Genomic DNA, 24,694 nt, shown 5'->3' on the forward strand with positions numbered 1-24,694 from the left:
TTTTAACTTTTTTAAATAAATTTTATTGACATTTTTTGTTGTAATCTTCCAAAGGGGTCTATGAACTGCAAATGGTTTTAGGTGCGGAGAAACTAAAAAGAAATAATTCCACTAAGATTCTTAAACCTTATTTATGCGCCGGTGATTTGGATCCCCTGGAAAAAAGCAGATAAAGTGCTTATAATGACGCCTGTTATCTTAAATTTTGAGCTTAGAGTGTCGAGTATTCTATGGGTTATCAGGTTCTTGCGCGTAAGTGGCGGCCGAAAAACTTTGTCCAGATGGTCGGGCAGCAACATGTCCTAAAATCTTTGCAGCATGCGCTCGATGCAGGGCGCTTGCATCATGCTTATCTATTTACTGGCACTCGCGGTGTGGGCAAAACGACTTTATCGCGTGTTTTGGCGAAGTCTTTAAACTGCCTTGAAGGCGTGAGTTCTACGCCTTGTGGTCAGTGCAGCGCGTGCTTATCGATTGATCAAGGGCGTTTTGTTGATTTAATTGAAATCGATGCAGCCTCGCGGACCAAAGTCGAAGATACCCGTGAAATCCTAGAAAATGTTCAGTATGCACCGACAGAAGGTCGTTATAAGATTTATCTGATTGACGAAGTGCATATGTTATCAACACATAGCTTTAATGCTCTACTGAAAACGTTAGAAGAGCCGCCAGAGCATGTAAAGTTTTTATTAGCAACGACCGACCCACAAAAACTGCCTGCAACAGTATTATCCCGATGTTTGCGCTTTCATCTAAAGCCAATGACGCAAGATGATATTCAACAGCATCTAGCATTTTTATTAACCGAAGAGAATATTAGTTTTGAAACAGATGCCTTGGCTGTTTTGGCGCATGGGGCTAAGGGTAGCATGCGTGATGGCTTAAGTTTGCTTGATCAAGCCATTGCCTATGGCCAGGGTCAAGTGAGGCATGATGATGTGGTGGCGATGTTGGGTGCTGTTGATCGAGACCTTGTTTTAAAATTATTAGCAAAAGTAGCCGAGCAAGATGCTTCGGCTGTGATTGAGTTCACCGAACAGTTTTCGAGCGTTGCGGCAGATTATTCGTCCAGTTTAGAAGAGATTATTGCGGTTTTGCATCGTTTGGCATTAGCTCAAGTTGCGCCCAGCGCGTTGGCCCAACATGAGCAAAGCTTAAGCGCACTCGCTCAGCTGATGAGCGCTGAGCAGGTGCAACTGTATTATCAAATCGCCTTGACCGGTTACCAGGATTTGGCGATTGCACCGGATCCGAAAGTTGCATTTGAGATGATAGTCTTAAGAATGCTAGCGTTTACTGAGGTGAATACAGCCTCTGATCGTCCTGCCGTACCTGTTTCAAGGGTGAGTTCAGGGAATAGCTCAATGCAGGTTCAAACTCAAGCTTCAGCGCAAAATGCACAACAATCAGCGATGATAACTGCTCGTAAAGAGTTGGGTCGGTCAGCAGCGACCGCTTCTTCTGCTCGCCCTCATTCCCAGGCCGCCTCAGAAAACATAGTTAACGATGCTATGACGGATGGGGGAGTGAGTCAGAGTGATGTGCTAAATTGGCATGACACCATCAGTCAGTTACGTTTAGCGGGTGTGGTGAAACAATTAGCGGCGCATTGTTGTCTACATAGCTTTGATGGACAGAGGTTGGTGCTACATTTAGATCCGCAGCATGCAGGCTTGAAAACACCGCGTTTAGAACAAACCTTACTTCAAGCATTGCAGAAGCGTTTAGGTCAGGTACAATTGTTGATTGAATTAAAAGGCTCTTCGCAAGAAACGCCGGCAGCACAAGAAGTTCGTATTGCCAAAGAGGAGCATGCGGATGCTGTGAGTGCGTTTGTGCAAGATCCCAATGTGCAGGCCTTGCAAGCCGAGCTTGGGGCGCGTATTGATGAATCCAGTATTCAAGTTGTTAAATCTTAAAGTGAAACCTTAAAAGGGGAAAAGTTATGTTCGGTGGAAAAGGCGGTTTAGGTAACTTAATGAAGCAAGCGCAAGAAATGCAAGAGAAAATGCAAAAAGCGCAAGAAGAAATTGCTCAAATGGAAGTGATGGGTGAAGCCGGTGCGGGCATGGTGAAAGTGACTATGACCGGTCGTCATGATGTAAAGCGTGTGAGTTTAGACGATAGCTTGATGGAAGAAGATAAAGAGTTCTTAGAAGATTTAATCGCTGCAGCGGTGAATGATGCGGTTCGTAAGATCGAAACTGAAAGCAAAGATAAGATGGGCGGTATGGCTGATGGCATGAACCTTCCTGCAGGCTTTAAGCTGCCATTTTAATTGTTAACTTATAAGTAGATATTAATAATCTATGGCAGATAAAATACAACAGCTGGTGCAGGCTTTTAAATGCCTACCAGGTGTTGGCACTAAAGGTGCGCAGCGCATGGCTTATCATCTTCTAGAACGTGGTCGTAAGCAGGCTGAGCACCTTGGTAATACCTTATTAGAAGCGGTGAGTGAGGTGCAGCATTGTAAAAAGTGTCGCACTTTATGCATGGAGCCTATCTGTGCAGTGTGTAATGATTCGCGCCGAGATCAGAGCTTGTTATGCATTGTTGAGTCGCCAATGGACCAACGTGCCATAGAGCAGACGGGGATGTATCAGGGCTGTTATTTTGTGTTGTTGGGTCGTTTGTCGCCTTTAGATGGCTTAGGCCCAGATGAAATTGGCCTGATTGAGCTAGAACAGCGTGTACAAGAGGAAGAGATAACAGAAGTGGTCCTGGCAACCAGCTCAACCGTCGAAGGCGAGGCAACCGCTCATTTTATTGCTGATCAGCTTAAAGGAGCATGCAAAGTTACGCGTATTGCTCATGGTGTGCCTGTGGGAGGCGAGCTAGAGTTTGTGAACAGCGGCACCTTATCTCATGCTTTTGAATTACGCCGAGAATTCAATTATTCATGATTTCTATTCTGGCTGATGACGCGATTCCTTATCTAGACGGTATTTTTCCAGATACTCAACAAGCTAGGCTTATTAAGCGTCCTGGCCGAGAAATTCACCCCGGTGATTTAAAGGGGATAGATGCCTTATTACTTAGAACAGTCACTCAAGTTAATCATGGTTTATTAGCACGTTCTTCGGTTCGTTATATTGCAACTGCTTCTGCTGGGTTTGATCATTTTAATCTTGCGGACTTAAAAGATTTAGATATCGATTGGTATGCGGCACAAGGTTGTAATGCCCGAGCAGTGGCTGAGTATGTTATTTCTAATATTGCGTTATTGCAATTACATGATAAATTGCCGATTCATGATGCAAAGGTCGGTATTATTGGCGTGGGTCATGTTGGCTCACAGGTCGCGCAATTATTAAAAATCATTGGATTAACACCTGTTTGCTATGATCCACCACGCCAGTTGCGTGATGCCAGCTTTAAAAGCGCAAGTTTAGCCGATATTGGTCAATGCCAAATGTTGAGCTGTCATTTGCCCTTAGTTCGGCAAGGTGATGATTCAACAATTAATTTTATCGATAAATTGCTAGATAAATTGGCAGATAACAGTATTATTCTAAATGCTGGCCGGGGTGAGTCTTTATCTTTATCTGCTATTAGCAGGCACCCTCAGCATCGTTATCTTTTAGATGTATGGGATGCCGAGCCAAACATAGATGCAAATTATTTAGATTTAAAGCAAATAGAGCTAATCACGCCCCATATCGCAGGATACGGGGTGATGGGCAAGTATAATGCGACTTGTATGGCAACACGTTGGCTTGCCGATAAGTTGGGGGTGAGCTATCAGCCTGTCAGCCTGCCGGAAGCTGCGATACTCAATGTAAATGAAGCGAAAACTTGGCAAGAAGTGGTTTTGGCCGCTTATGATCCACGCATCGATGATGCAGAAGTAAGGAAGTTGCTTGATGGTAGAGTAGAGCCTTTACGCAGAAATTATTTGCTGAGGGCGCCTTTTTCACGTCGAGTGAAAAGTAATAATCGGTTGAAAAAAAATGATAAGAATATTTTATCTAAGTTAGATTTTAATTTTTTTGGTTAGTTTTGGTGTTGCTAAATGGAGAGAAGTATGAGTATGAAAGAAGATGCGTGGCAGTCATTTGATAAAACGAGAGAAGCGACAGATCAGGCGCAGCTTTATTATCGCCAGCAAGCAATGTGCCGGCAGTATGCTATAAACGAAATTTTAGAGAAACATGAGGTGTCTTCTGCGCTTGATATCGCATGTGGTGAGGGTGCATCTACGGAGCAGCTGCTAGAAGCGGCACAACATATTGATGCGGTTGATCTTTCACAAGCTTTGATTGCTAAAGCAAAGGCTAAGCCGTCTCTTGATAAGGTTAATTTTTTTTGCGATGATTTCTTAGACTTCAACTGCCAGTCAAGCTATCAGTTGATAACGGCGAGTTGGTTCCATAATCAGTTGCACAGCGATGATGCTCAAATAGCGGCTAAGCAGAAGATTCTCGGCTTATTGGAGGACGAGGGCTACTGTGTTTTCTTAGTGCCGAGCGTAACAGTATCTCATGCGAGAAATTTGGACTTTTTGCGCAGCCAATTGAACTGCGAAATTGGTATTCTTGACGAGTGTTCTAAGTATAGTCGTTGGGTGTTTTCTCTTGATGGAAAAAATTGGTCAACACTAACTCAGTGGAATCCTCTGTATTTATACGATATTTATAGCCAAGACTTTGAAATGAAATTCATAGAGACTAGAAAGATATGCTGCGAAAATGATTTCTCTGTTGATAAATATTTGCCGCCATTATTTGATATTTTAGTGGGCAAAAAGAAGAGCGCTTGATGTTTGTTGGCGGCTCTTCGCTGACTAGCCTAGTAACTGTTTTATAAATTTTATGTAATCAACAATGTAGAGATTATGAAGGATATCGTTAACCCTGATATTGAGCAGTATTGCCATGAGATCACTCAGCCTGAGTCGCCGCTTTTACGTGAATTAGTTGCGGATACTTGGGAAAATATGAGTGGTCCACAGATGATGACCGGGCGTGTTCCTGCTAAATTGCTGCGTATGTTGATTCAGTTGATGGGCGCTAAACATGTATTAGAGTTAGGGACTTATACTGGTTATTCAGCGTTGACGATTGCCGAGGTTTTGCCAGATGATGGTCAGGTGATTAGCTGCGATGTGAATCCGATGTGTAAAAGCTTTTCTCGCTATTATTTCGAGCAAAGTCCCCATGGCTACAAGATTGATTTGCGCATTGCACCGGCCTTTGAGACGATAGCAACATTGCCGGACAATCACTTCGATATTGTTTTTTTGGATGCAGATAAGGCCAACTACTTGAAATATTATGAAGCGACCCTATCTAAGCTAGTAAGCGGTGGATTACTCGTGATTGATAATGCCTTATGGTATGGCGAGGTCCTCGCACCAGAAAGTAAGCACGCAATTGGTGTTCATGAGCTAAATGCTCATTTAACCGCCGATGAGCGCGTCGAAAATGTGTTGCTCACCGTGCGAGATGGCATGCACCTGGTGCGGAAAAAATAGAATTTTGATTGATAAACTGAAACGATAGAGGATGAGAAATGGCTGTGGCTGAACCTAAGACACATGGTTTTCAAACTGAAGTAAAGCAACTGTTGAAGTTGATGATTCACTCTTTATATTCAAATAAAGAGATTTTTTTACGTGAGCTTGTTTCTAATGCGGCTGATGCGATTGATAAGTTACGCTTTGAAGCGGTTTCTAACGAAAGCCTCTATGAAAATGAGGGTGAGCTTAAAGTTTGGATAGAGCCAAATAAAGAGCAGCGCACTCTAACCATCCGTGATAACGGTATTGGCATGAGTCAAGAAGAGGTGATGGAAAACTTAGGAACCATTGCGAAATCTGGCACTAAGCAATTTTTAGAATCTCTAACGGGTGATCAGGCAAAAGACGCTCACTTAATCGGTCAATTTGGTGTTGGGTTTTATTCTGCCTTTATGGTGGCTGATGATGTTGTTGTTAAAACACGTCGTGCTGGCGCTGCAGCTGAAACGGGCACAGTCTGGACGTCCAAAGGTGAGGGTGAGTACAGCATTGAAGATGCGACATTAGAAAACCGTGGTACAGAAATTACCTTGCATTTGAAGGAAGGTGAAGAAGAATTCTTAGAAGAGCATCGCTTAAAGAGCATTATTCAAACCTACTCTGACCATATTTCTACGCCGATCTTTTTGATTATTCATGAAGAAAAGCAAGAAGAAGTCAAAGAAGGCGAAGAGCCGAAACCTGCAGAAATTGTCCGTAAAGAAGAACAAGCCAATAGCGCAACCGCCTTGTGGACGCGTCCAAAATCAGAGATTACTGATGAACAATATGCAGAGACGTATAAGCAAATCTCTCATGATTTCGAAGATCCTTTAGTGTGGTCGCACAATAAAGTTGAAGGTAAAACTGAATATACCAGCTTGTTATATATTCCTAAAAAAGCACCGTTTGATTTATTTAATCGCGAAAAACGCGAAGGCGTTAAGCTTTACGTTCGTCGTATTTTTATTATGGACGATGCAGAGCATTTATTGCCGAATTACTTACGTTTTGTGCGTGGTGTGATCGATTCCAATGATTTACCATTAAACGTTTCACGTGAGATTTTACAGAGTAATAAAACCATTGATACCATTCGTACAGCTTCTGTGAAACGTATACTTGGTTTGATGGAAAAAATTGCTAAAGATGAAGACAAGCAAAAATATAATGATTTTTGGGAGCAGTTTGGTCGTGTCCTAAAAGAAGGTCCAGCAGAAGACTTTGCTAACCGTGAGCGTGTTGCAAAGCTATTCCGTTTTGCATCAACGCACACAGGTACTGAAGCGCAAACGGTTTCTTTTGAAGACTATATTTCTCGGATGAAAGAAGGTCAAGAAAGCATTTATTATATTACTGCTGATAGTTATGCAGCGGCGAAAAATAGTCCTCAGCTCGAAGCTTTTGCCAGTAAAGAGGTTGAAGTCTTATTGCTGTCTGATCCGGTCGATGAGTGGTGGATTAGCTACTTAACTGAGTTTGAAGGCAAAAAACTACAGTCTGCGAGCAAAGGTGCGCTTGATTTAGGGAATGATGAAGCAGAAAAAGAAAAACAAGAAAAGCTTAAAGATGAGAATGCTGAGTTGATCAAAAAAGTCAAAGAGACATTGGGCGAAAAAGTTAAAGATGTGCGTGTGAGTTTGCGCTTAACCTCTTCTCCTGCCTGTATTGTGGCTGATGAGCATGATATGAGTGCACATATGCAGCGTATTATGAATGCTGCCGGTCAAAACATGCCAATGTCCAAGCCGATCTTAGAGCTTAATCCTGAGCATGCTTTGTTTGCTAGACTAAAAGCGTCAGAAGGCAACGAAACAGTATTTGCTGACTGGTCTAATCTTTTACTTGATCAGGCTATTTTAGCTGAAGGTGGGCAATTAGAAGATCCAGCAAGCTTTGTGAAGCGCATGAACGGCTTGCTTGTATAAGTAATTGCTGTATTGACTATTAAAAAGGCAGCCTAGGCTGCCTTTTTTGTGCTTTTCCCGTGATTTTTAGTAGTTGATTGTACTGATGAATTTTAACAGCTCTAAAATAATAGGCTAACTCTTAATTAATATCTGTGCTAAAATACTCTCATAAATCTTTGTTAAAGAAATGATATCATCGGTATGTACGCATTCATTAACTTGATGAATGCTCTTATTTGGCACACCGAGTTCGACGACACTAATGCCATAAGGGGCGATAAACCGACCATCTGAGGTGCCTCCTGCCGTTGAAAGTATGGGGTGTTTTCCTATTGTGCTCTCAACTGATTTTTTGATTGTATTAATGAAGTATTCATCTTTAGTTAAAAAAGGATGGCCGTTGATTTGCCAGTTAATTTGATAATCCAAATAGTTTTCATCAAGAATGCAGTGGATTTTATCTTGAATTTTTTCGTGAGTGATTTGGTTAGAAAAACGTAAATTAAAGTCGATGTTGGCTTGGCCTGGAATTACGTTACGGGCTTTGTTGTCTCCTCCGTTAATTCGAGTAATTTGTAGTGTAGTGGCGGGAAAATCGGCAGTTTCTTGATCCCAGCTATAGCTTGTAAGCTGTTGTAATGCATTAAGGCACTGGTGAAGAGGGTTATCGGCCAGCTGCGGGTAGGCAACATGGCCTTGTTTGCCCTGAATCGTGAGTTGTCCACTTAAGGAACCACGGCGACCATGCTTAATAGTATCTCCTGAGTATTCGGAACTGCTGGGTTCACCTAGTAGGCAATAATCAATCTTTTCGCCACGCTTGGCGAGCTCTTGGAGAACCTTTTGCGTACCATGCGTGGCTGGGCCTTCTTCATCGCTGGTGATTAAAAAGCCGATAGCTCCTGGATGAGTCGGATGTCGAGCTAGGAAGTTCTCGGTGGCCGTGATCATTGCCGCTAGACCAGACTTCATATCTGCGGCACCGCGGCCATAGAGCATGCCGTTATCTGCGAGTGTTGGGTTGAAAGGTGGGGTGTCCCATGCTGATAAAGGGCCTGTAGGAACGACATCAGTATGACCTGCAAATACAATTAAAGGTGTGGAGTTGCCTTTTCTCGCCCATAAATTTTGTGTATCTCCAAAAGGCATTGATTCAGTTGTAAAACCAAGTTTTTTGAGCCGGCTTGCCAGCAACTCCTGGCAGCCTTGATCGTTGGGTGTGATAGATTCACGTTTGATTAATTCACAAGTTAACTCTATCGCCTTATGCATGGCTAAATATCTCTTGATAATTCTTATCACTATAGCCGATATAAAGTTGACCCTGATGATTTAATACAGGACGCTTAACGAGTGTGGGTTGCTGACAGACTAAGTTAATAATAGAGTCGGCACTCATTGTATTTTTGGTGGCTTCAGGGAGTTCACGGTAGGTGCGGCTGCGCTTATTTAGTAAATTTTGCCAATCCGTTAATTGGCACCAATGTTCGATGAGCTCAGCGCTTGTACCGTCTTGGCGAAAATCATGAAATCGATAGTCAATATTGTTGTTATCGAGGAATTTGCGGGCTTTTTTGACAGTATCGCAATTTTTTATGCCGTATAAGGTTGTTATCATAGCCATTGTCACTTTCTTCTTAATTTCGTTTTATTTTTAAAATTTGTGCTGTAATTGACTGGCAGTTTATCATTAAAAGTGATAGGAGGGTATTGTCAATTTTTGATGAATGCTTACAGGGTGATGCCACTTAACTAGTCACATGGCACCAGCATGAGGCTCATTTAGAATTTTTGCTGTTTTTTTTGATTGACGGTATATTTGTATAGTGGTAAATTTCAAGCCAATTAAGGAGACATAAATAACTAGACACACTGCTTGAATGGGCAAGGCTAAAAAGTAAAGAGATGCGTTCTGACATTTTCTTGATTATGGGAATTTGTAAATAATTTGAGTGTATTTGGGGCTTTAATGTTAATGCTTGTTAATGTAATGAGCATTAAAATAATAAATTAGACTTTTTAGAACGAATAAAATATCAGTAAATATTACGTTGTTTATAGTGATGTAACCATATATTATTCAACGGTTATATGAATAAGTATCAAGGGCGATTAATGGCTAAATTCATTTTCAATAATGAGCGTGCGCTATATTACCAAGAGGTTGGTGACAGGAAAGCGCCTGCACTATTGTTTATAAGCGGTTTGGGCCAAGATCATAGTTACTGGCTGAATATTGCAGAAAGACTTAAAAAACACTACCACATTATTTTATATGATAGCTATGGTACGGGACGTTCAACCGAACTGCAAGAGTCTTGCAGCATTTCGTCGATGGCTGATGATATAAATATGATTATGAATATGCTTGGTATTGAGAAAACTCACATTGTCGGGCATTCTATGGGTGGGTTTATTGCTCAGCAGTTTTCAATAAATTATCCAGATAAGGTTGATAAATTAATTATTTATTCTTCAGGACATAAAGTAGATTGCAGAAGTGTTTATCAAATGAAAATGCATTTTAACTTAATACGAGAAGGAGCTTTGAGTAAAGAAACACTAATAAAATTGTCAATGCCCTGGAGTTATTCCGTAAATTTTTTCAATAATAAAAAACAAGTCAAAAAAAGAATCCAAGAAAAAATTGACTACCTTTTCCCAACAGCAATTCAGACTTTGGAAAAGCAGTTGGAGGCATGCTCAGAATTTAATTCATTGCCTTTTCTTAGAGAAATACAGTCTGAAACTTTAATTCTTTGTGGTAAAGAGGATTTTTTACTGCCTGTTGCGCAAAACCAAACGATGGTGAGAAAAATACCGGGTTCAAAACTAAAAGTGGTTGATGATGCTTCTCATGTACTGCACTTGGAGCAACCTGAGTATTTTTGTGACATATTGATCGAGCATTGCCAATATTAATGGTTAATAATTATTTATTTTTATAGATTAAATAAAAATCAAATATGCGGTAATTGTAATCTTATTTCATATACTAAATTTATTTTTACATTGTTTAAACTTGGATATTAAAGTATGAACCAGAATAGCATAATGAAAGTATCAGTCCTTGCAGGGGTTGGAGGGATGTTAGAGTTTTATGATTTCATTCTTTACATCTTGTTTTCTAGTCAAATCAGCGCCTCTTTTTTTCAAGAGGTTCAGTCAGAGTATATTAAAAGCCTATTAACGATTGCTGTTTTTTCTGTGGCATATGTTGTTAGGCCTATTGGTGGCTTTTTAATTGGGTGGCTTGGTGATAATATCGGCCGCAAAAAAAGCTTTTCTTTTACAATCTTGTTAATGGCTTTTTGCATGTTTCTTATGGGAATTATGCCCACTTATGCTCAAATAGGTATACTTGCTCCCATTATCTTTATTTTGTTAAGAGTGGTGCAAGGTATCGCTCTTGGGGGAGAGCTTCCAGGAGCTATTGTTTTTGTTTATGAGTCGGTTGATCGAAAAGGAATTGCTTTAGGTGTACTGTTCTCTATGGTTTTTCTTGGGTTTATTCTTGGTGATGTGATGAGTTTAATATTCCATCACTTTTTTGATGAGAATGCTTGGCGTATTGCCTTTATTAGTGGCTCAGCTATCGCTTTTGTTGGTTATTATATACGAAAAAAATTGGATGAAACAAAAATGTTCAGTGAACTAGAGAGAAAGCAAAAAATTCCCTCTATATGCAATATTAAAATTACAACTACGAAATCAGGTTACAGCAATTCTTGCCGTTATTATTGTGGGTTTTGATGGTGTTATTGTTTCTTTATATTTGTCTAAATATTTAGCAAATCATCTACATTACTCTAGTGTAGTCTATGAACCTATTATTTTAATCAGTGCAATAATTAATATTATTATGATATTTTTAGCGAGTTTTTTGACTGATTACATTAGCCCTAAGAAACTATACACATCGGCTGCATTAGCTTTGCTTATAGTGAGTTACCCTAGCTTTATGCTTATGAACGCTGGGAACCATACTTACCTCGTCTTAGGGATTGTATTAATTTCAATCATACCTTCTATTATTACAGGACTCTTTATGCGAGTAATCTGTGATTTATTTACCACTGATGTTAGGTTTTCGGGAGTTGCCTTAGGGTATAATATTGCATTTGCTTTTGTTGGGGGGATTGCACCTTTATCCATAGAAATTATGATTAAAGATATTAATGTGGTTGCCGGGCCTGCAATAGTCAGTATGACCTGTGCGGCGCTTGGGTTGTTGGCTATGTACTTAATTAAAACACCTCAGAAGATTAAGGTTTAAGTTGTCGTATACGGCTGCTATTTTTTTACCTAAGTGATTGTTAAAATGTACACTAAATCAGAGCAGCCTGAAAATAGGCTGCTTTTAATGGTATTTTTCGGCAAGCATTGTTATCGAAAGCAAAATTTAAAAAACAGTAGACTTGACCCCACTGTTTTACTCTAATAATTTTGGCATTCCCACTCTCGTGACCTAATTATTTTTCAAAATCCTGCCAATATTCTTCTAATATTTTCCGGATGGCAAGACCAATGGCTTTGTAGTCATATTCAGTTAGGTTCGCAAGTGAAACACGAACTGACGGGTGCTGAACATCAAACCCTTTACCGGGTAAGAGAACGACGCTTGTCTCTTCTGCGAGTCGAGTAAGAAAGTCAGCTCCCGTATTCTGACTCATAAACCAAGTGGCAAATGGCTTTCCGTATAGATTTTTCACCTAAGCTTTCAAGGTTGATTAAAGTGTAATAGTCAACACTATTTTCGTTGCTGTCTGGAACGATGCCCATGGCTTGGTAAAGAATATTATAACGGCGACGGATCAGATGTTTGGCTGATTTTTTATACATCTGCTCTTCATCAATAAGGCAGCTTATGGCAAATAGAGTCATTTGCACCTGCTGAGGGTTAGAAAGACCTGCGGTATGATTGAGGGCAACAGTACGACTGTCTGCGACCACTCGGTCGATGAAGCGAACATTGCGAGGTTCTGGAGTGAGCGAAGCATAACGCTGATCCAAGCGCAATTTCTCTTTTTCTGGCAAGGTTTGAAGTAATTTATCAAAGAGATTATCTTCATGAAGAGCAATGGTTCCTAGTCGCCACCCGGTTGCGCCAAAATATTTAGAAAAAGAGTAGACACAAAGGGTATTATGCGCGCATTTTGAGAAAAGAGATGTAAAATTATCTGAAAATGTTGCATAAACATCATCGGTGATAATCATCAAATCAGGGCGTTTTTCTTGAATAATTTTTTGAATTTGATTGAGTGTGTCATCACTTATTTTTACAGAAGGAGGGTTGCTTGGATTTACAAGACATAACAGCTTAATTGCGGGGTCTTCAAGTTTTTTTAATTCTTTTGCTGGAATTTGCCAGTGTTGATTCTCATCAGCATGAATATGAGTGATTTCTAAGTTATAGGCTGGAATTTCAGGAATTTCTAGGTAAGGTGAGAAAATAGGCGTGATAATGGCAATCTTATCTTTTGGCTTAATCAATGCATTTGCTTTAAGGGTTTGAAAAAGGTAAGTCATTGCCGCAGTTCCACCTTCGGTGGCAAACAAGTTAAAACTTTCTGAGCGTGTTGTTGTATTACAAAGCTCTTGTGATAAGTAAGCCTTAACGACTTTCTCGCAATAATTGAGCATACGTGGCGGAATAGGGTAGTTGCAGCCAAGTATAGCTTCTGTCACTTCATAAAGAAAATCTGCTTTGGAAATTCCCATGTGATCGTAAACAAAAGAAAGCGCTGAGTTTAGAAAGTCGACTCCCTCGGCTTGGCGGTGGATCGCTGCATAGCAATCGAAACGTTCAACAATTCCGTTTTTTTCTGGTGTTGCCCCAAGACCAGAGTGCAGGTAAGAGTAACCTCTCTCTGCCTCCTTTAGAGCAAAATCATTTAAACGTAAAAATGCATAACGAGGCAAGAGGGCTAGAAAATTAGGGTTGCCACGCCCTGCGTTCAACATGATTTTATCGGAGTTTGATTTGGCTTTTTTGATGAGTTCGTCTTTAAATTCGAAAGGACTAAGCTGGGAGGCGTGTTTCTTTTCCATAGTTAAGTGACCTATTTATTTAGTTTTTAATAAAGTTAGCTGTAGTTTTTTGTGACCAGGCCAATGATAATGGGTCCCCAAAGTGTTAGCCAGATATTAGCAATTGCATAAGTGGCTGTAAAAGGGATAACCGGTGTCGAATTGCCCGCTTTATCGAGCAGTGCTGCAAAGCCTGGGTTTGCACTGCGACCGCCTGCAATTGTTGCAAGGATTTCAATTGGATTTTTAATACGTAGTAAATAATAAGAGATAAAAAATGTAATAATTTGAGGGATTAATGTGACTCCTATACCAAGGAGAAATAGTTCGATGCCATATTGTTTAATTGTTTGTATCGCTTGTGGTCCAGCAGTGATCCCAACAGTCGCGACAAAAACGGCAAGGCCAAAATCCCTCAGAAAGTTGGAAGCACCTGTTGGAAGCGCTCCATAGCGTGGATGCGTTGAACGCAACCAGCCAAAAATAAGCCCTGAGAATAAGCAACCTCCGCCCGTGCCAATACTGATGGCGACGCCGAAAAATTTTGAAGCTAATAAGACCGATTAAAATGCCCAGCGTGATACCGAACCCGAAAAAAATAAAATCAGTAATCGGGCTTGCTGAAATGGTATAACCGATTTTAGCTGAGATGCGATCTAAATCGACAGGGCGACCGATGAGTGTGAGTTCATCTCCACGTTTAAGTTTGAGATTATTATCTTTATCTATCGCAAGCGTTTCTCCTAAGCGCGAAATAGAACTTAAGAAAATACCATAAAGCTCCGGTTGTCCTTTCTTGTGGTAATATTGCTGAATGTTATGAACGGTTTGACCATCTAAATCTTTATTTGTCAGAACAATATTGCGGGTTTCTTCGATCAGTTTCATGGCATTAGGCTTTGTGACTTCCAAGCCAAGATGAGCTGCATGTTTGATAAAATTATCAATTTTTGCGGTAACAGCGATAATGTCGTTTTCTTTAATCACTGTATTTGAGGTGACAGGAATAGAGTGTTCATTGCGTACAAGCGCCTCTATAGCAATATGAGAGCTTCCATCAAATAGCTGTGCTGCACTTTTTCCAATGGCGATTGAGTCTTGAGTAATTAAATAAATGCGGGTATCAATCGTGTGAATGGCGTTAAACTGTCCTGGCTCAAGGTTACTTTTGCTGTTTGTGATACTTCCTGCAAGCTTTTTTGCTTCTTTACGAAGATCCCAGCCCATGATCCCGGGGATGATCGTGCTTAAAAGAAGAATAGGACCAAATGATCCAAAGATATAGCACACTGCATAACCAACGGCGACATTACCTTGCATAGCTTGGGTGATTTGAGGAGAAAGGCCAAGTTTAGCAATTGCATCGCCTGCGGTGCCAATAATTGCGGACTGGGTGAGACCACCGGCGGCAAGACCTGCGGCGGTGCCCCGATCTAGATGAAATAGCCATGCTGCGATCAAAACACATAACAGGCCTAAGATGCAGGTAATTGTTGCAGAAAGTAACTGAATCAATGTTTTTCGGTTGAGTGAGCTGAAGAACTGTGGTCCGCCTTGATAGCCAACTGCATAGATAAATAAAGCAAAAAAAATACTGCCAATCCCTGCGGGGAGCTTAATGTTAAATTGACCAACAACAACACCGACTAACAGGGAGCCGGCGATTCCCCCCAGAACAAAGCGTTTGATTCTAAATTTACCGGCAAAATAACCGAGGGCGATGGCAATAAACAGGGCTAAAAGGGGTGCGGCGTTTAATAATTGGTGAATATAGTGCATATTAATGTGCTCATAATGAATTAGCCCAAGGAAATTTGAATTGTAGGGCGTATGCTACCACTGTTGAAAAAGGAAAAGATTTGATATAGATCAAATTTAGCCAGATTGTGCATTTGTTGTGGTTGCTTGGAAAATCGGATAAACTTACGAGGTTATCAAGATGGCCATATTGAGGTAATCCATTGCAATTTTCTTGTGACAACTGTGCATCATCCAACTTGTGCTTGCCGGCGGGTCTTACTCAAGAAGAAATGACTAAGCTGGAATCTGCTGTAACGCGTCAGAAGGTTATCGAGAAAGGTGATCTTTTATTTCGGCAAGGGCAGCCCTTTAAGCACCTGATTGCATTAAGATCGGGTTCATGCAAGGCTTATTCCACTGGAGGGGCAGGGCATGATCAAGTGCTTGGGTTTTTCTTCCCCGGGGATTTGCTGGGCCTGGAGGCGATTCACTCTAGTCAGTATCAATATACAGTAGAGGCATTGGATACCTGTAGTTTGTGTATGTTAGATTTTAGTAAACTGTTGAAGCTCTCTGGCAGCTTGCCCGAGCTAAATAAGCAGTTATTGATGACAATGAGCCGGGAAATGGTACCTCAGACGAGTATTCATCTGAGCAGTCATGCCGATGAGCGTTTAGCCTCATTTTTAATGAATCTTTCTAACCGGATGCGTTTGCGTGGTTTTTCTTCGCAAAAGCTTAGGCTGAGTATGACACGACAAGATATTGCCAATCACTTAGGCTTAACGTTAGAAACCGTGAGTAGAACATTCAAAAAACTTGAAATGGCAGGACTCATTGAAGCAGCACGGCGTGAAGTTTCCATTCTAGATTTGCGTCAATTACAAGTAAAAGCATGCGCTTCTAAAAAGCTATGAAGCTATAACGGGCGTTGTTGCTAGTTTTAATATCGATGCTCCTTTATCCATAATTGTTTCATAGCAATGCCCTCTTTCTTCAAAAGAGAGCGATGAAGGGAGTATGATTAAATCGGGGCGTGTTCGTGACAATAAACGCTCTAAGAGCTTGTATAAACATTCACCTGCATGTAAATAGAGATCTTGCTGTGGAACTTTTAACAAGCGACTTGCAGCTGTTAGTTTTTCATATGCATCTTTTAGGATATGGTCGTTCAGAAATGCGTGTTCGCTCTCTTGATACCTTTCGGATTGAGTTGATGTTGGAATAAGCAAAGCAAAACCTAAGCGAGATTTTAGTTGCTCACAAAGTCGCCATACATAATTAATATCATTTTCTACATTATGTTTTAGTAAGGTAACATAAAGAACGTGTTCATATTTTGGCATTATCATAAATTTCTATAGTAATTAATACTCCAGATTATACGAAGAGTGCCGGTGTTTTTGCTTTGATTTAGGTCAAGTTTTATTGATTTTAATACGCATTAAAGTTTGATTTAAATCAATTACAGAGTGAGGCGACTTGTTAATAATAATACGCACAAGCAATTAATTAAAGGGAAACTTCGAATGACAAAAAAATATAAACACGCTCTTTTTGCAACTGATCTAGATGAAGGAAGCTCAGAAGCAATCCAGCAAGCCCAAGAGTTATCATCTCAGTTGGCTGGCAAGTTTAGCTTGTTGCATGTCGTTCCTGATATATCACGGACTTATGGGTATATGGGGGCACCTATTTATGACTCTGAACTCCTTAAAAGTGCAGCTGATGAAATGGCCTTAATGTGTAATAAACTTGATATTTCTGAAGATAGTCAAAATATAGTTGAAGGCTATCCTAAGGAAGATATTTTGACTTTTGCAAAGGATGAGAACGTTGACTTGATTATATTAAGTGGTCATCGTCATCACTGGTTAGGCATGTTGGGCTCAACGGCTAATGTAATCGTTAATAAAGCAGAATGTGATGTTTTCGTTCTTGCTTCAACCAAAAATAAACTTTTGAAGGGCGATCGCCACCCCATTTTATCAAAGTTGATATCATAATGCCGTGTACCACACGGCTAACCTAGCTCGGTCTAAGTTTTTAATGATCTTAACCTGAAAAAGTGGACACCTGTTTATGCAGCTTCAGCCATCACGATTCATAAATTCATACTCAGCGGGAGTGTGATAGTTGATCGATGAGTGCCTCTAATGCACTCGATAAATTTCTATGCTTATGATGATTAATAAGTGAGCATCAAGTGAACCCCATAGTTTCCGGCTGATCTGAATAGATTGTATTTCTAGTATCATGTCGTACAATTTTGACACAAGCTTTATATGGTAGCTTATTTCTCTTAAATATATGCGGTAGAGAATGAAAGCCCTTTTAAAATGGTTTCTTTGTGAGTAGAGGTTTGATATAAATCAATTACTGATTAAGAGTGCGTGTTTATCATATAGTGACCATTACCGGCTTTGTTGTAATGGGTTGTAATAATGGTTTATGAGTGGCAGAAAATGACTAATAAAGATAACCTTAATGAATTGATAGCAAAAACAAAGAAAGCTCAAAAAGAATTCGCTAGTTTTACTCAGCAGCAGGTTGATAAAATATTTCGTGCTGCTGCACTGGCAGTAAATAGCTCTCGTATCTCACTTGCTCAAGAGGCTGTAAACGAAACTCAAATGGGAGTAATTGAAGATAAAGTTATCAAGAATCACTTCGCATGTGAGTACATTTATCATAAGTATAAAGACGAGAAAACATGTGGTGTTTTATCTCAGGATGATGAGTCTGGTATTATCAGCGTTGCTGAACCGGTGGGCTTAATTGCTGCTGTTATACCAACGACGAACCCAACATCGACAGCAATCTTCAAGGCATTGATTGCACTTAAAACACGCAATGGCATTATCTTTTCTCCACATCCTCGAGCCAAGCATTGTACAAATAGAGCGGCTAGCATAATTTTAAATGCCGCAGTGAAGGCCGGTGCACCTAAACATATCATTAACTGGATTAATGAGCCGAGTGTCTCACTTTCTGACCAATTAATGCATCATTCTGACATTAACCTTATTCTTGCAACAGGTGGTCCAGGGATGGTGAAAGCCGCTTATTCTTCTGGCAAACCTGCTATTGGTGTAGGGGCTGGCAATACACCTGTCGTCATTGATGAAGCAGCAGATATTAAGAGAGCCGTAGCGTCTATTGTAATGTCAAAAAGCTTTGATAATGGCGTTGTTTGTGCATCTGAACAGGCTGTGATCGTTGTTGATGATGTATATGATGAGGTCAAGCAACGTTTTTCTACTCATGGAGCTTACGTTTTATCTATAGAAGAAGCTGAGAAAATTAGACAGTGTATTTTTAAAGATGGCCGTTTGAATACAGAGATAGTGGGCCAGTCTGCGGCAACGATTGCAGCTATGGCAGGCATCACTATACCTCATAAAACCGAGGTTATTGTTGGAGAATGTGAAAAGCTCTCTATAAATGAGCCATTTGCCCATGAGAAACTTTCTCCTGTACTTGGGTTATTTAGAGCAAAAAATTTTAACGAAGCGGTTGAACTTGCAGAGACCATTGTTGAGATTGGAGGCATCGGTCATACTTCCGTTCTTTATACAGACCAAGATTTACAGGGTGACCGTATTCAGTATTTTGGAGACAAGCTGAAAACATCCAGAGTATTAATTAACACACCTGCCTCTCAAGGTGCTATTGGGGATTTGTATAACTTTAAATTAGCCCCTTCTTTGACATTAGGGTGTGGTTCTTGGGGTGGAAACTCTATTTCAGAAAATGTAGGGCCTAAGCACTTGCTTAATATTAAAACAGTTGCCAAAAGAGAGGAAAATATGCTGTGGCATAAGCTGCCTCCTAAAATTTATTTTCGCCGGGGATGTTTACCAATGGCCTTGGAAGAGTACCAAGGTAAAAAACGCGCGTTTATTGTAACTGATCGATTTTTATTTAATTCAGGAATGATCAAAAATTTATTAAGGCAGTTAAAAAGTTTAGATATAGACGTTGAAGTTTTCTTTGAGGTCGATGCTGACCCAAAACTTACCACAGCTCTTCAAGGTGCTAAAGCAATGGAGGAGTTTCAGCCTGATTTAATTATTGCAATGGGTGGTGGTTCGCCTATGGATGCTGCTAAGATCATGTGGGTGATGTATGAGCATCCTGAAGTTGACTTTCAGGATCTAGCAATGCGATTTATGGATATTAGAAAGCGTATTTACTCTTTTCCTCGTATGCGCGAAAAAGCAAATTTTATCGCTATTCCAACGACTTCAGGAACAGGATCAGAAGTGACTCCTTTTGCAGTTGTGACAGATGACCATAGCGGTGAAAAATACCCACTGGCTGATTATGAAATTACGCCGGATATGGCCATCATTGATGCAAACTTAGTGATGGATTTGCCGAAGCCTCTTACTGCGTTTGGGGGGATTGATGCAGTTACTCATGCAATTGAAGCATACGTTTCTGTCATGGCAAATGAGTTTTCAGATGGTCAGGCATTGCATGCATTGAAGCTGTTAAAAGAACACTTGCCTGCTTGTTATCAAAAAGGTAAAGCTGCACCAGTGGATCGAGAAAAGGTTCATAATGCTGCAACAATTGCAGGTATTGCTTTTGCGAACGCGTTCTTAGGTGTTTGCCACTCTATGGCTCACAAATTAGGAGCAGAGTTTCATCTTGCTCATGGGTTAGCAAATGCTTTACTAATTTGTAATGTTATACGTTATAACGCGACAGACACGCCGACAAAGCAAACTGCATTTTCTCAATATGATCGTCCAAAAGCTCTATGCCGCTATGCTGAAATCGCACGCCACTTGGGAATTCAGGGTGAAACGAATATAGAATGTGTGCAGGGCTTAATTGATTGGCTCGACAATTTAAAGAAGATACTTAATATTCCCAAGTCTATTCAAGCAGCGGGGGTGAATGAGCAAGAGTTTTTAGAGAAAGTCGATAAAATTGCAGTTGAAGCCTTTGATGATCAGTGTACAGGGGCTAATCCACGCTATCCTCTAATTCAGGAAATTAAGGATGTGTTAATAGCATCATACTATGGCCGAAACTATGATCAATAGTTCCTCATGCACCCCCCGCTTGGTCGCGGGGGTATTGAGTATTACTCATTGTCTTCTTTAACAACATATGTAAAATATTTTGTTTCTCCCTCATTTTGCTCTTCTGCATATGCGCCTTGAATTTCATTTTCGAAGCCGGGAAACCGTGTATTTGTGTCTTCAAACATTTTTAAATAATCAAGCTGTGGTTTAGCTCGATGATCATAGCGTTCACCTGGAATCATTACGCCAATCCCTGGAGGGTAAACAAGGGCAAGACTTGCCGCTATACGCCCTTTTGCTTGGCTTAACGGCACATAATCAACATTATTTCGCATCAACTCATTGAAAGCCTCTTGTGGGCTCATCGCCATCTCTGGAAAGTGTTCTGATTCAAATTGCTGCTGTTGTAAGAGAGAGGCTCGATGAGATCTGAAGCAGTTATGCATTTCTAGGCAGATATCTTTTAAACCTCGCCCTTTGTAAACTGATGGAAACTCTTTAACTAAGTCAGGCAAAATGTCATCGATTAATGCATTACTGTCAAATAACTTTTTAAACTCAACCAATTCTGCTAATAAAGTGGCTTCTTTGCAGCGTTCGAGAGCGGGTGTAATTAAAAATAGGATTAAGTTAAAGTCTGTTTTTTCAGGAACAATGCCTCGACTGCGCATAAAGGCACCTAAAATCGGCCCAGGAACCCCCCAGTCCATATACTCGCCGGTTTGTCGGTCAATTCCAGGTGTTAACAAAATGAACTTTGTCGGATCAACCATGGCGTAATCGCCTTTAATTTTTGTATAGCCATGCCAATTAGCTCCCTCAGCAAAAGTCCAACATTGTTGTTCTTGGCATAGCACGTCATCAGCAATTTCTTCCCAGGGCATATCTTGTAAATCTGGAGTGTGAGCTGAATTTTTAATAGTGACTTTATCGGGCACAAATGGGTCAAAAAACCATTGCTCTTCAGGCTTATTACGAGTTTGGTTATACTCTTTTGACAATGCTCTCACTTGCTTTCTGAGTGTAATTGTTCTGCGAATTGCTTCATCCCATAAGAACTCACCATTTTTGCCTTTCATCATTTGAGCTCCGACGTCAAGGGAGGCAAACATTGGATAAAATGGCGAGGTAGACATATGCATCATATAAACTTCGTTAAAGCGTTTATGATTAATCCGCCTTTTTTGCCCTTGTAAATGACTGTCTCTTATATGGACTTGCGAGGCTTGTGACATTCCTGCGAGCTGTTTATGAGTTGATTGTGTGACAAAAATTCCTGGATCGTCTTGCTTGAGCTTTTCTAGACCCATTGCATAACGTCCTTTAAAAAGAGGGTGGAAGCGCATAAAGCCGCCCCAGGCTTCGTCGAAGAATAAGTAATCACATAAATGACCAAGCTTATTTATGATTGTTTCGACGTTATAAATAGTGCCGTCATACGTACAATTTTCTAAAATAACGGCACGAAATGGCCGCTCTTTTTTCCACGCATTTTTATCTTTCACTAATGGATTGTTTTTTATCTGTTGTCGTAACTTATCTTCATCTAAAGAATAATAGTCAATCGGGCCTACCATGCCATATGCATTACGATCTGCAGGCAAATAAATAGGGATTCCGCCATTAGTCATTAGTGCAGAGTGATGGTGAGACTTGTGGTTATTACGGTCAAATAATACTAAATCACCTTGGGTGATGGCAGCGCCGTTCACCATTTTGTTTGAGGTTGAGGTTCCATTTAAAACAAAGTAGGTTCTCTCAGCGTTAAAAATTTTTGCTGCATCTTGCTCCGCTTTTAAAAATGCGCCAGAGTGGTCAAAAATCCCACCCAGGTCGGGCACAAAGTTAAAATCAGACCTGAAAAAATTCTCACCTAAAAAGTCAAAAAATACGCGACCAATTGGGCTTCTGCGGTAAAACATGCCTCCATTATGTCCTGGAGCGATCCACATTTCGTTACCTGCAGCAACATAATCAACCATGCCACCAAAAAAGGAGTTTTTATGTCCTTAATGTACTCATGAAAGGCTCTTGCTACGTATTTTGCAATAAACTCAGGCGTATCTTCATGAGGGACAATTGCTCCACGCAGTTTACCTAAAATTTCGCTATTTAGCTCATTAATTTTATGTCGCTCAGTGATTGCAAAAATTGGTACCTCTAGTCCACGGTTTTTTAAAAAATCCACAAACTCCATTGGAGATAAACCATTCTCTTCTTGACTGTCAAAATCAACTAGAATACAGCCATAAGCGATGTCTTGCTCGATAGCGAACTTCGCCTGTTCGCGGCTTTCTATAAGATCGACGCTGAATCCATCCTTTTTTAACTCTTGACTTAATGCCTGAATAACTTCACCACGATGTGTTTTTGAATTGGCATATGCATCAATTAATAAAAACTTAAATAAATTCTCAAATTTCATGATTTACTGCTCCTGATTCTTTGTGTGATAGTCTTTTGAAAGTTGTTCTACGCGGTGTAGGCGTAATGCATGCATCGACTTTTCCAGTTCGGTGCGATCTTTTGCAGCATAGAAAATAAAGACACCAAAAATGATGAGGATAGCACTGATTAAAATACCAAAGCCTGAACCTGCTAATGCACTGAAGCTCCAGGCTATAGCAATTAAAGCCATTGTTACAGGCAAAATTGCTCGCTTAAATGGAACATGATCCATTCTTTCTATCCGAATCAATTGCAACGAAGAGTAGAAATAAGGAATGACCGTAAACAGTACAGTCACTGAAGCAATGATACCAAACATACCTTGACTATTTTTGTTTGTAGATGCAGCAATCAGGCTTACAACTATCATCAGCCCGGTAGAAAGTGCAGCTTGGATGTAAATTCCTTTAACTGGAACTCCTTTTTCATTGGTCTGGGCAAATATTTTAGGCAATGTCCCGTCTTGGGCAGATCGTGCAGCAGCTTGAGCGATCATCATAATCCATGAACCTAGAGAGATTAGACATGCAAATGCGGTGGCTGCCGCGACAATATATTTAATCGCTAATGATATGGTATTAATTGTTCCTGCATCGACTTTTGTCGGTGCTAATACTTTTACAATATGCTCTAAAGCTAAGGAAAAAGGTGCTCCGGAATTCGCTACTTGTTGCGCAGGGAACATCCCAGAAATTACCGTACAAGAAGAAATATAGACGAGTGCTGCGATAGCTGTGCCGAGCATGGTCGCCATTGGTATGGTCTTACTTGGATTTTTAACCAAGCCGGCATTCACCGAGGCGCTTTCTATGCCGATAAAGGCCCAAATGCATAGTACAACACCGGAAAAAACAGAAAAAGAGCTAGATGAAGCTCCAACGTGCCAATTTAATAAAAAAACGTCTGGTTTGAATGTTAACCAGCCAATCGTACCAGTTAAAATCACTGGGATTAATATGCCTATAATACTGATTGTGACTAGGCGCCCTATCCACGCAGCACCCAGTAAGTTTAAAAGTGTTAAAAGCCATATTGCAATCACTGTCGCAATGCCACCTGCGACAGGTTGGGTTAATACTGGGAAGAATACTGATAAGTAATCAATACCTGCAAGTGCCATTGCTAAATTACCAACCCAACCTGCATGAAAGTAAAGCAACCCTGTTTGATAACCAAAGACTGGGGCTACTTCTCCGGCATAAGCGACTGGTCCGCCTGGCTGAGGGTCTCTATTTCCTAAAGTTGAATACACGTAAGCGAGTGCAAGCGCGCCGATCGCAGCTAAAAACCAAGAGATTAATGTGATAGAGCCGATACTTGCTAAGCTGGAGGGGAGTAAGGCGATACCTGATCCCATCATATTGCCAGCAACAATAGCGGTTGCAGCGATGATGCCTATTTTTTGATTTGTAGGTGCAGTCATGATCCCCTCTTACTATTTGGTTTAATGGGTTAGGCCGATAGCATAGCATGATCTTAGCCCGAAAAAGTGGACACCTGTTTACGCAGCTTCAGTCATCAGTCACCAATTCATACTCAGCGGGAGTGTGATAGTTGATCGATGAGTGAAGGCGTTTGCGATTGTAATACATTTCGATATATTCGAAAATACTTTCTTCGGCTTCTTTCCTTGTTTTATAGCGCGTTTGATAAATTAATTCAGTTTTTAGAGTACGAAAAAAACTTTCCATTGGACTGTTATCCCAACAATCTGCTTTACGACTCATGCTACAAGTCACCCCATATTTTTCTATTAATTTCTGGTACTTCTCTGAACAATATTGCGATCCTCTGTTCGAATGAGCAATGGCACCAGTTAAGTTGCCACGCTTTTTCTTGGCCATATCTATCACAAATGAGTCCGGCTTTCATTGGAGGTTTCTTTGTGGTTTTCGGTTGAGTCTTGAGCTGGTTGATCCGAGTATCTAGTGTTGCTGAAGGAGTGCCTAAGTTTTTAGCGGTTTGCGCAACTGAAGCTGGCCGCAAGGCAGCTGCAACCGCTTCTAAATCGGGGTAAGATCAAAGTT

At 40.6% G+C, this 24,694-nt stretch carries 22 protein-coding genes and 2 pseudogenes; 13 read left to right on the plus strand and 11 right to left on the minus strand.

Annotation, left to right across the window (positions count from 1 at the left end; all coding sequences use genetic code 11):
• Positions 1-230 precede the first annotated feature (230 nt).
• The 7 genes from dnaX (at position 231) to htpG (ending at position 7,428) form a co-directional block, all read left to right on the plus strand.
• Complete coding sequence (gene dnaX, locus BGC07_RS01135) at positions 231-1,919, plus strand: DNA polymerase III subunit gamma/tau (protein WP_069311635.1); 1,689 nt, start codon at positions 231-233, stop codon at positions 1,917-1,919.
• A gap of 26 nt (positions 1,920-1,945) precedes the next feature.
• Positions 1,946-2,278, plus strand: a complete 333-nt coding sequence (locus tag BGC07_RS01140) for a YbaB/EbfC family nucleoid-associated protein (protein ID WP_069311636.1) — start codon at positions 1,946-1,948, stop codon at positions 2,276-2,278.
• A 31-nt stretch (positions 2,279-2,309) separates the two neighbouring features.
• Positions 2,310-2,906, plus strand: a complete 597-nt coding sequence (recR, locus tag BGC07_RS01145; RefSeq protein WP_069311637.1) for a recombination mediator RecR — start codon at positions 2,310-2,312, stop codon at positions 2,904-2,906.
• Positions 2,903-4,000 (plus strand): 4-phosphoerythronate dehydrogenase, encoded by a 1,098-nt coding sequence (locus BGC07_RS01150; RefSeq protein ID WP_069311638.1) that lies wholly within the window; start codon positions 2,903-2,905, stop codon positions 3,998-4,000. Before recR ends, BGC07_RS01150 begins: the two co-directional genes overlap by 4 nt.
• A 27-nt stretch (positions 4,001-4,027) precedes the next feature.
• Positions 4,028-4,762, plus strand: coding sequence for a class I SAM-dependent DNA methyltransferase (locus tag BGC07_RS01155; protein WP_069311639.1), 735 nt, complete (start codon positions 4,028-4,030; stop codon positions 4,760-4,762).
• A gap of 75 nt (positions 4,763-4,837) precedes the next feature.
• The gene (locus BGC07_RS01160; protein ID WP_069311640.1) at positions 4,838-5,476 is read left to right on the plus strand and encodes an O-methyltransferase; all 639 of its coding nucleotides are present in this window, start codon (positions 4,838-4,840) and stop codon (positions 5,474-5,476) included.
• 38 nt (positions 5,477-5,514) lie between these two features.
• Positions 5,515-7,428, plus strand: a complete 1,914-nt coding sequence (gene htpG / locus BGC07_RS01165; RefSeq protein ID WP_069311641.1) for a molecular chaperone HtpG — start codon at positions 5,515-5,517, stop codon at positions 7,426-7,428.
• 114 nt (positions 7,429-7,542) lie between these two features.
• On the opposite strand, the gene dapE is transcribed toward htpG, so the two are convergent.
• Positions 7,543-8,682, minus strand: coding sequence for a succinyl-diaminopimelate desuccinylase (dapE, locus tag BGC07_RS01170; protein WP_069311642.1), 1,140 nt, complete (start codon positions 8,680-8,682; stop codon positions 7,543-7,545).
• Entirely contained in the window at positions 8,675-9,034 is a 360-nt protein-coding gene (locus BGC07_RS01175) for an ArsC family reductase (protein WP_235602817.1), read from the minus strand. The genes dapE and BGC07_RS01175 overlap by 8 nt, the downstream gene beginning before the upstream one ends.
• Before the next feature lie 491 nt (positions 9,035-9,525).
• Here BGC07_RS01175 and BGC07_RS01180 point away from each other — a divergent pair, with 491 nt between their 5' ends.
• From BGC07_RS01180 to BGC07_RS23750, 3 genes are all read left to right on the plus strand, one after another.
• Positions 9,526-10,332: an alpha/beta fold hydrolase gene (locus BGC07_RS01180; RefSeq protein WP_069311643.1), complete on the plus strand. Its 807-nt coding sequence runs from the start codon at positions 9,526-9,528 to the stop codon at positions 10,330-10,332.
• Between the two features lie 132 nt (positions 10,333-10,464).
• Positions 10,465-11,163: an MFS transporter gene (locus tag BGC07_RS19145; RefSeq protein WP_268801687.1), complete on the plus strand. Its 699-nt coding sequence runs from the start codon at positions 10,465-10,467 to the stop codon at positions 11,161-11,163.
• Complete coding sequence (locus BGC07_RS23750) at positions 11,153-11,686, plus strand: MFS transporter (RefSeq protein ID WP_077216683.1); 534 nt, start codon at positions 11,153-11,155, stop codon at positions 11,684-11,686. Before BGC07_RS19145 ends, BGC07_RS23750 begins: the two co-directional genes overlap by 11 nt.
• A 196-nt stretch (positions 11,687-11,882) precedes the next feature.
• Here the strand turns inward: BGC07_RS23750 and BGC07_RS21400 are convergent, their stop codons facing one another.
• The 4 genes and pseudogenes from BGC07_RS21400 to BGC07_RS21410 form a co-directional block, all read right to left on the minus strand.
• The gene (locus BGC07_RS21400; RefSeq protein WP_235602818.1) at positions 11,883-12,083 is read right to left on the minus strand and encodes a hypothetical protein; all 201 of its coding nucleotides are present in this window, start codon (positions 12,081-12,083) and stop codon (positions 11,883-11,885) included.
• Positions 12,061-13,461 (minus strand): bifunctional aspartate transaminase/aspartate 4-decarboxylase, encoded by a 1,401-nt coding sequence (locus tag BGC07_RS01190; RefSeq protein WP_235602819.1) that lies wholly within the window; start codon positions 13,459-13,461, stop codon positions 12,061-12,063. Before BGC07_RS01190 ends, BGC07_RS21400 begins: the two co-directional genes overlap by 23 nt.
• A 35-nt stretch (positions 13,462-13,496) precedes the next feature.
• The gene (locus tag BGC07_RS21405; protein ID WP_317135142.1) at positions 13,497-13,967 is read right to left on the minus strand and encodes an aspartate-alanine antiporter-like transporter; all 471 of its coding nucleotides are present in this window, start codon (positions 13,965-13,967) and stop codon (positions 13,497-13,499) included.
• Between the two features lie 772 nt (positions 13,968-14,739).
• Positions 14,740-15,219: pseudogene (locus BGC07_RS21410) on the minus strand (aspartate-alanine antiporter-like transporter); the annotation flags it as partial.
• 182 nt (positions 15,220-15,401) lie between these two features.
• Here BGC07_RS21410 and BGC07_RS01200 point away from each other — a divergent pair.
• Positions 15,402-16,097 (plus strand): helix-turn-helix domain-containing protein, encoded by a 696-nt coding sequence (locus BGC07_RS01200; RefSeq protein WP_069311644.1) that lies wholly within the window; start codon positions 15,402-15,404, stop codon positions 16,095-16,097.
• Here BGC07_RS01200 and BGC07_RS01205 read toward each other — a convergent pair.
• Entirely contained in the window at positions 16,092-16,526 is a 435-nt protein-coding gene (locus BGC07_RS01205; RefSeq protein WP_069311645.1) for a hypothetical protein, read from the minus strand. The two genes, BGC07_RS01200 and BGC07_RS01205, sit on opposite strands and share 6 nt — an antisense overlap.
• Positions 16,527-16,709: 183 nt before the next feature.
• Between BGC07_RS01205 and BGC07_RS01210 the strand changes: the two genes are divergently transcribed.
• Together BGC07_RS01210 and adhE are read left to right on the plus strand one after the other, a co-directional pair.
• A complete protein-coding gene (locus BGC07_RS01210; protein ID WP_069311646.1) occupies positions 16,710-17,186 on the plus strand; it encodes a universal stress protein in 477 nt (158 codons plus the stop codon).
• Between the two features lie 459 nt (positions 17,187-17,645).
• Complete coding sequence (gene adhE / locus BGC07_RS01215; RefSeq protein WP_069313768.1) at positions 17,646-20,237, plus strand: bifunctional acetaldehyde-CoA/alcohol dehydrogenase; 2,592 nt, start codon at positions 17,646-17,648, stop codon at positions 20,235-20,237.
• A gap of 41 nt (positions 20,238-20,278) precedes the next feature.
• On the opposite strand, the gene BGC07_RS01220 is transcribed toward adhE, so the two are convergent.
• From BGC07_RS01220 to BGC07_RS19155, 4 genes and pseudogenes are all read right to left on the minus strand, one after another.
• Positions 20,279-22,201: an aminotransferase class I/II-fold pyridoxal phosphate-dependent enzyme gene (locus BGC07_RS01220; RefSeq protein WP_139121570.1), complete on the minus strand. Its 1,923-nt coding sequence runs from the start codon at positions 22,199-22,201 to the stop codon at positions 20,279-20,281.
• A complete protein-coding gene (locus BGC07_RS19975) occupies positions 22,093-22,644 on the minus strand; it encodes an Orn/Lys/Arg decarboxylase N-terminal domain-containing protein (RefSeq protein WP_139121571.1) in 552 nt (183 codons plus the stop codon). Before BGC07_RS19975 ends, BGC07_RS01220 begins: the two co-directional genes overlap by 109 nt.
• 3 nt (positions 22,645-22,647) lie before the next feature.
• On the minus strand, positions 22,648-24,090 hold the full coding sequence (locus BGC07_RS01225; protein ID WP_069311647.1) for an amino acid permease: 1,443 nt from the start codon (positions 24,088-24,090) through the stop codon (positions 22,648-22,650).
• An 88-nt stretch (positions 24,091-24,178) separates the two neighbouring features.
• Positions 24,179-24,481 (minus strand): annotated as a pseudogene (locus BGC07_RS19155) (IS3 family transposase); the annotation flags it as partial.
• Positions 24,482-24,694 lie beyond the last annotated feature (213 nt).

The sequence above is a fragment of the Piscirickettsia litoralis genome (assembly GCF_001720395.1).
GTDB classification, from domain to species: Bacteria; Pseudomonadota; Gammaproteobacteria; order Piscirickettsiales; family Piscirickettsiaceae; genus Piscirickettsia; species Piscirickettsia litoralis.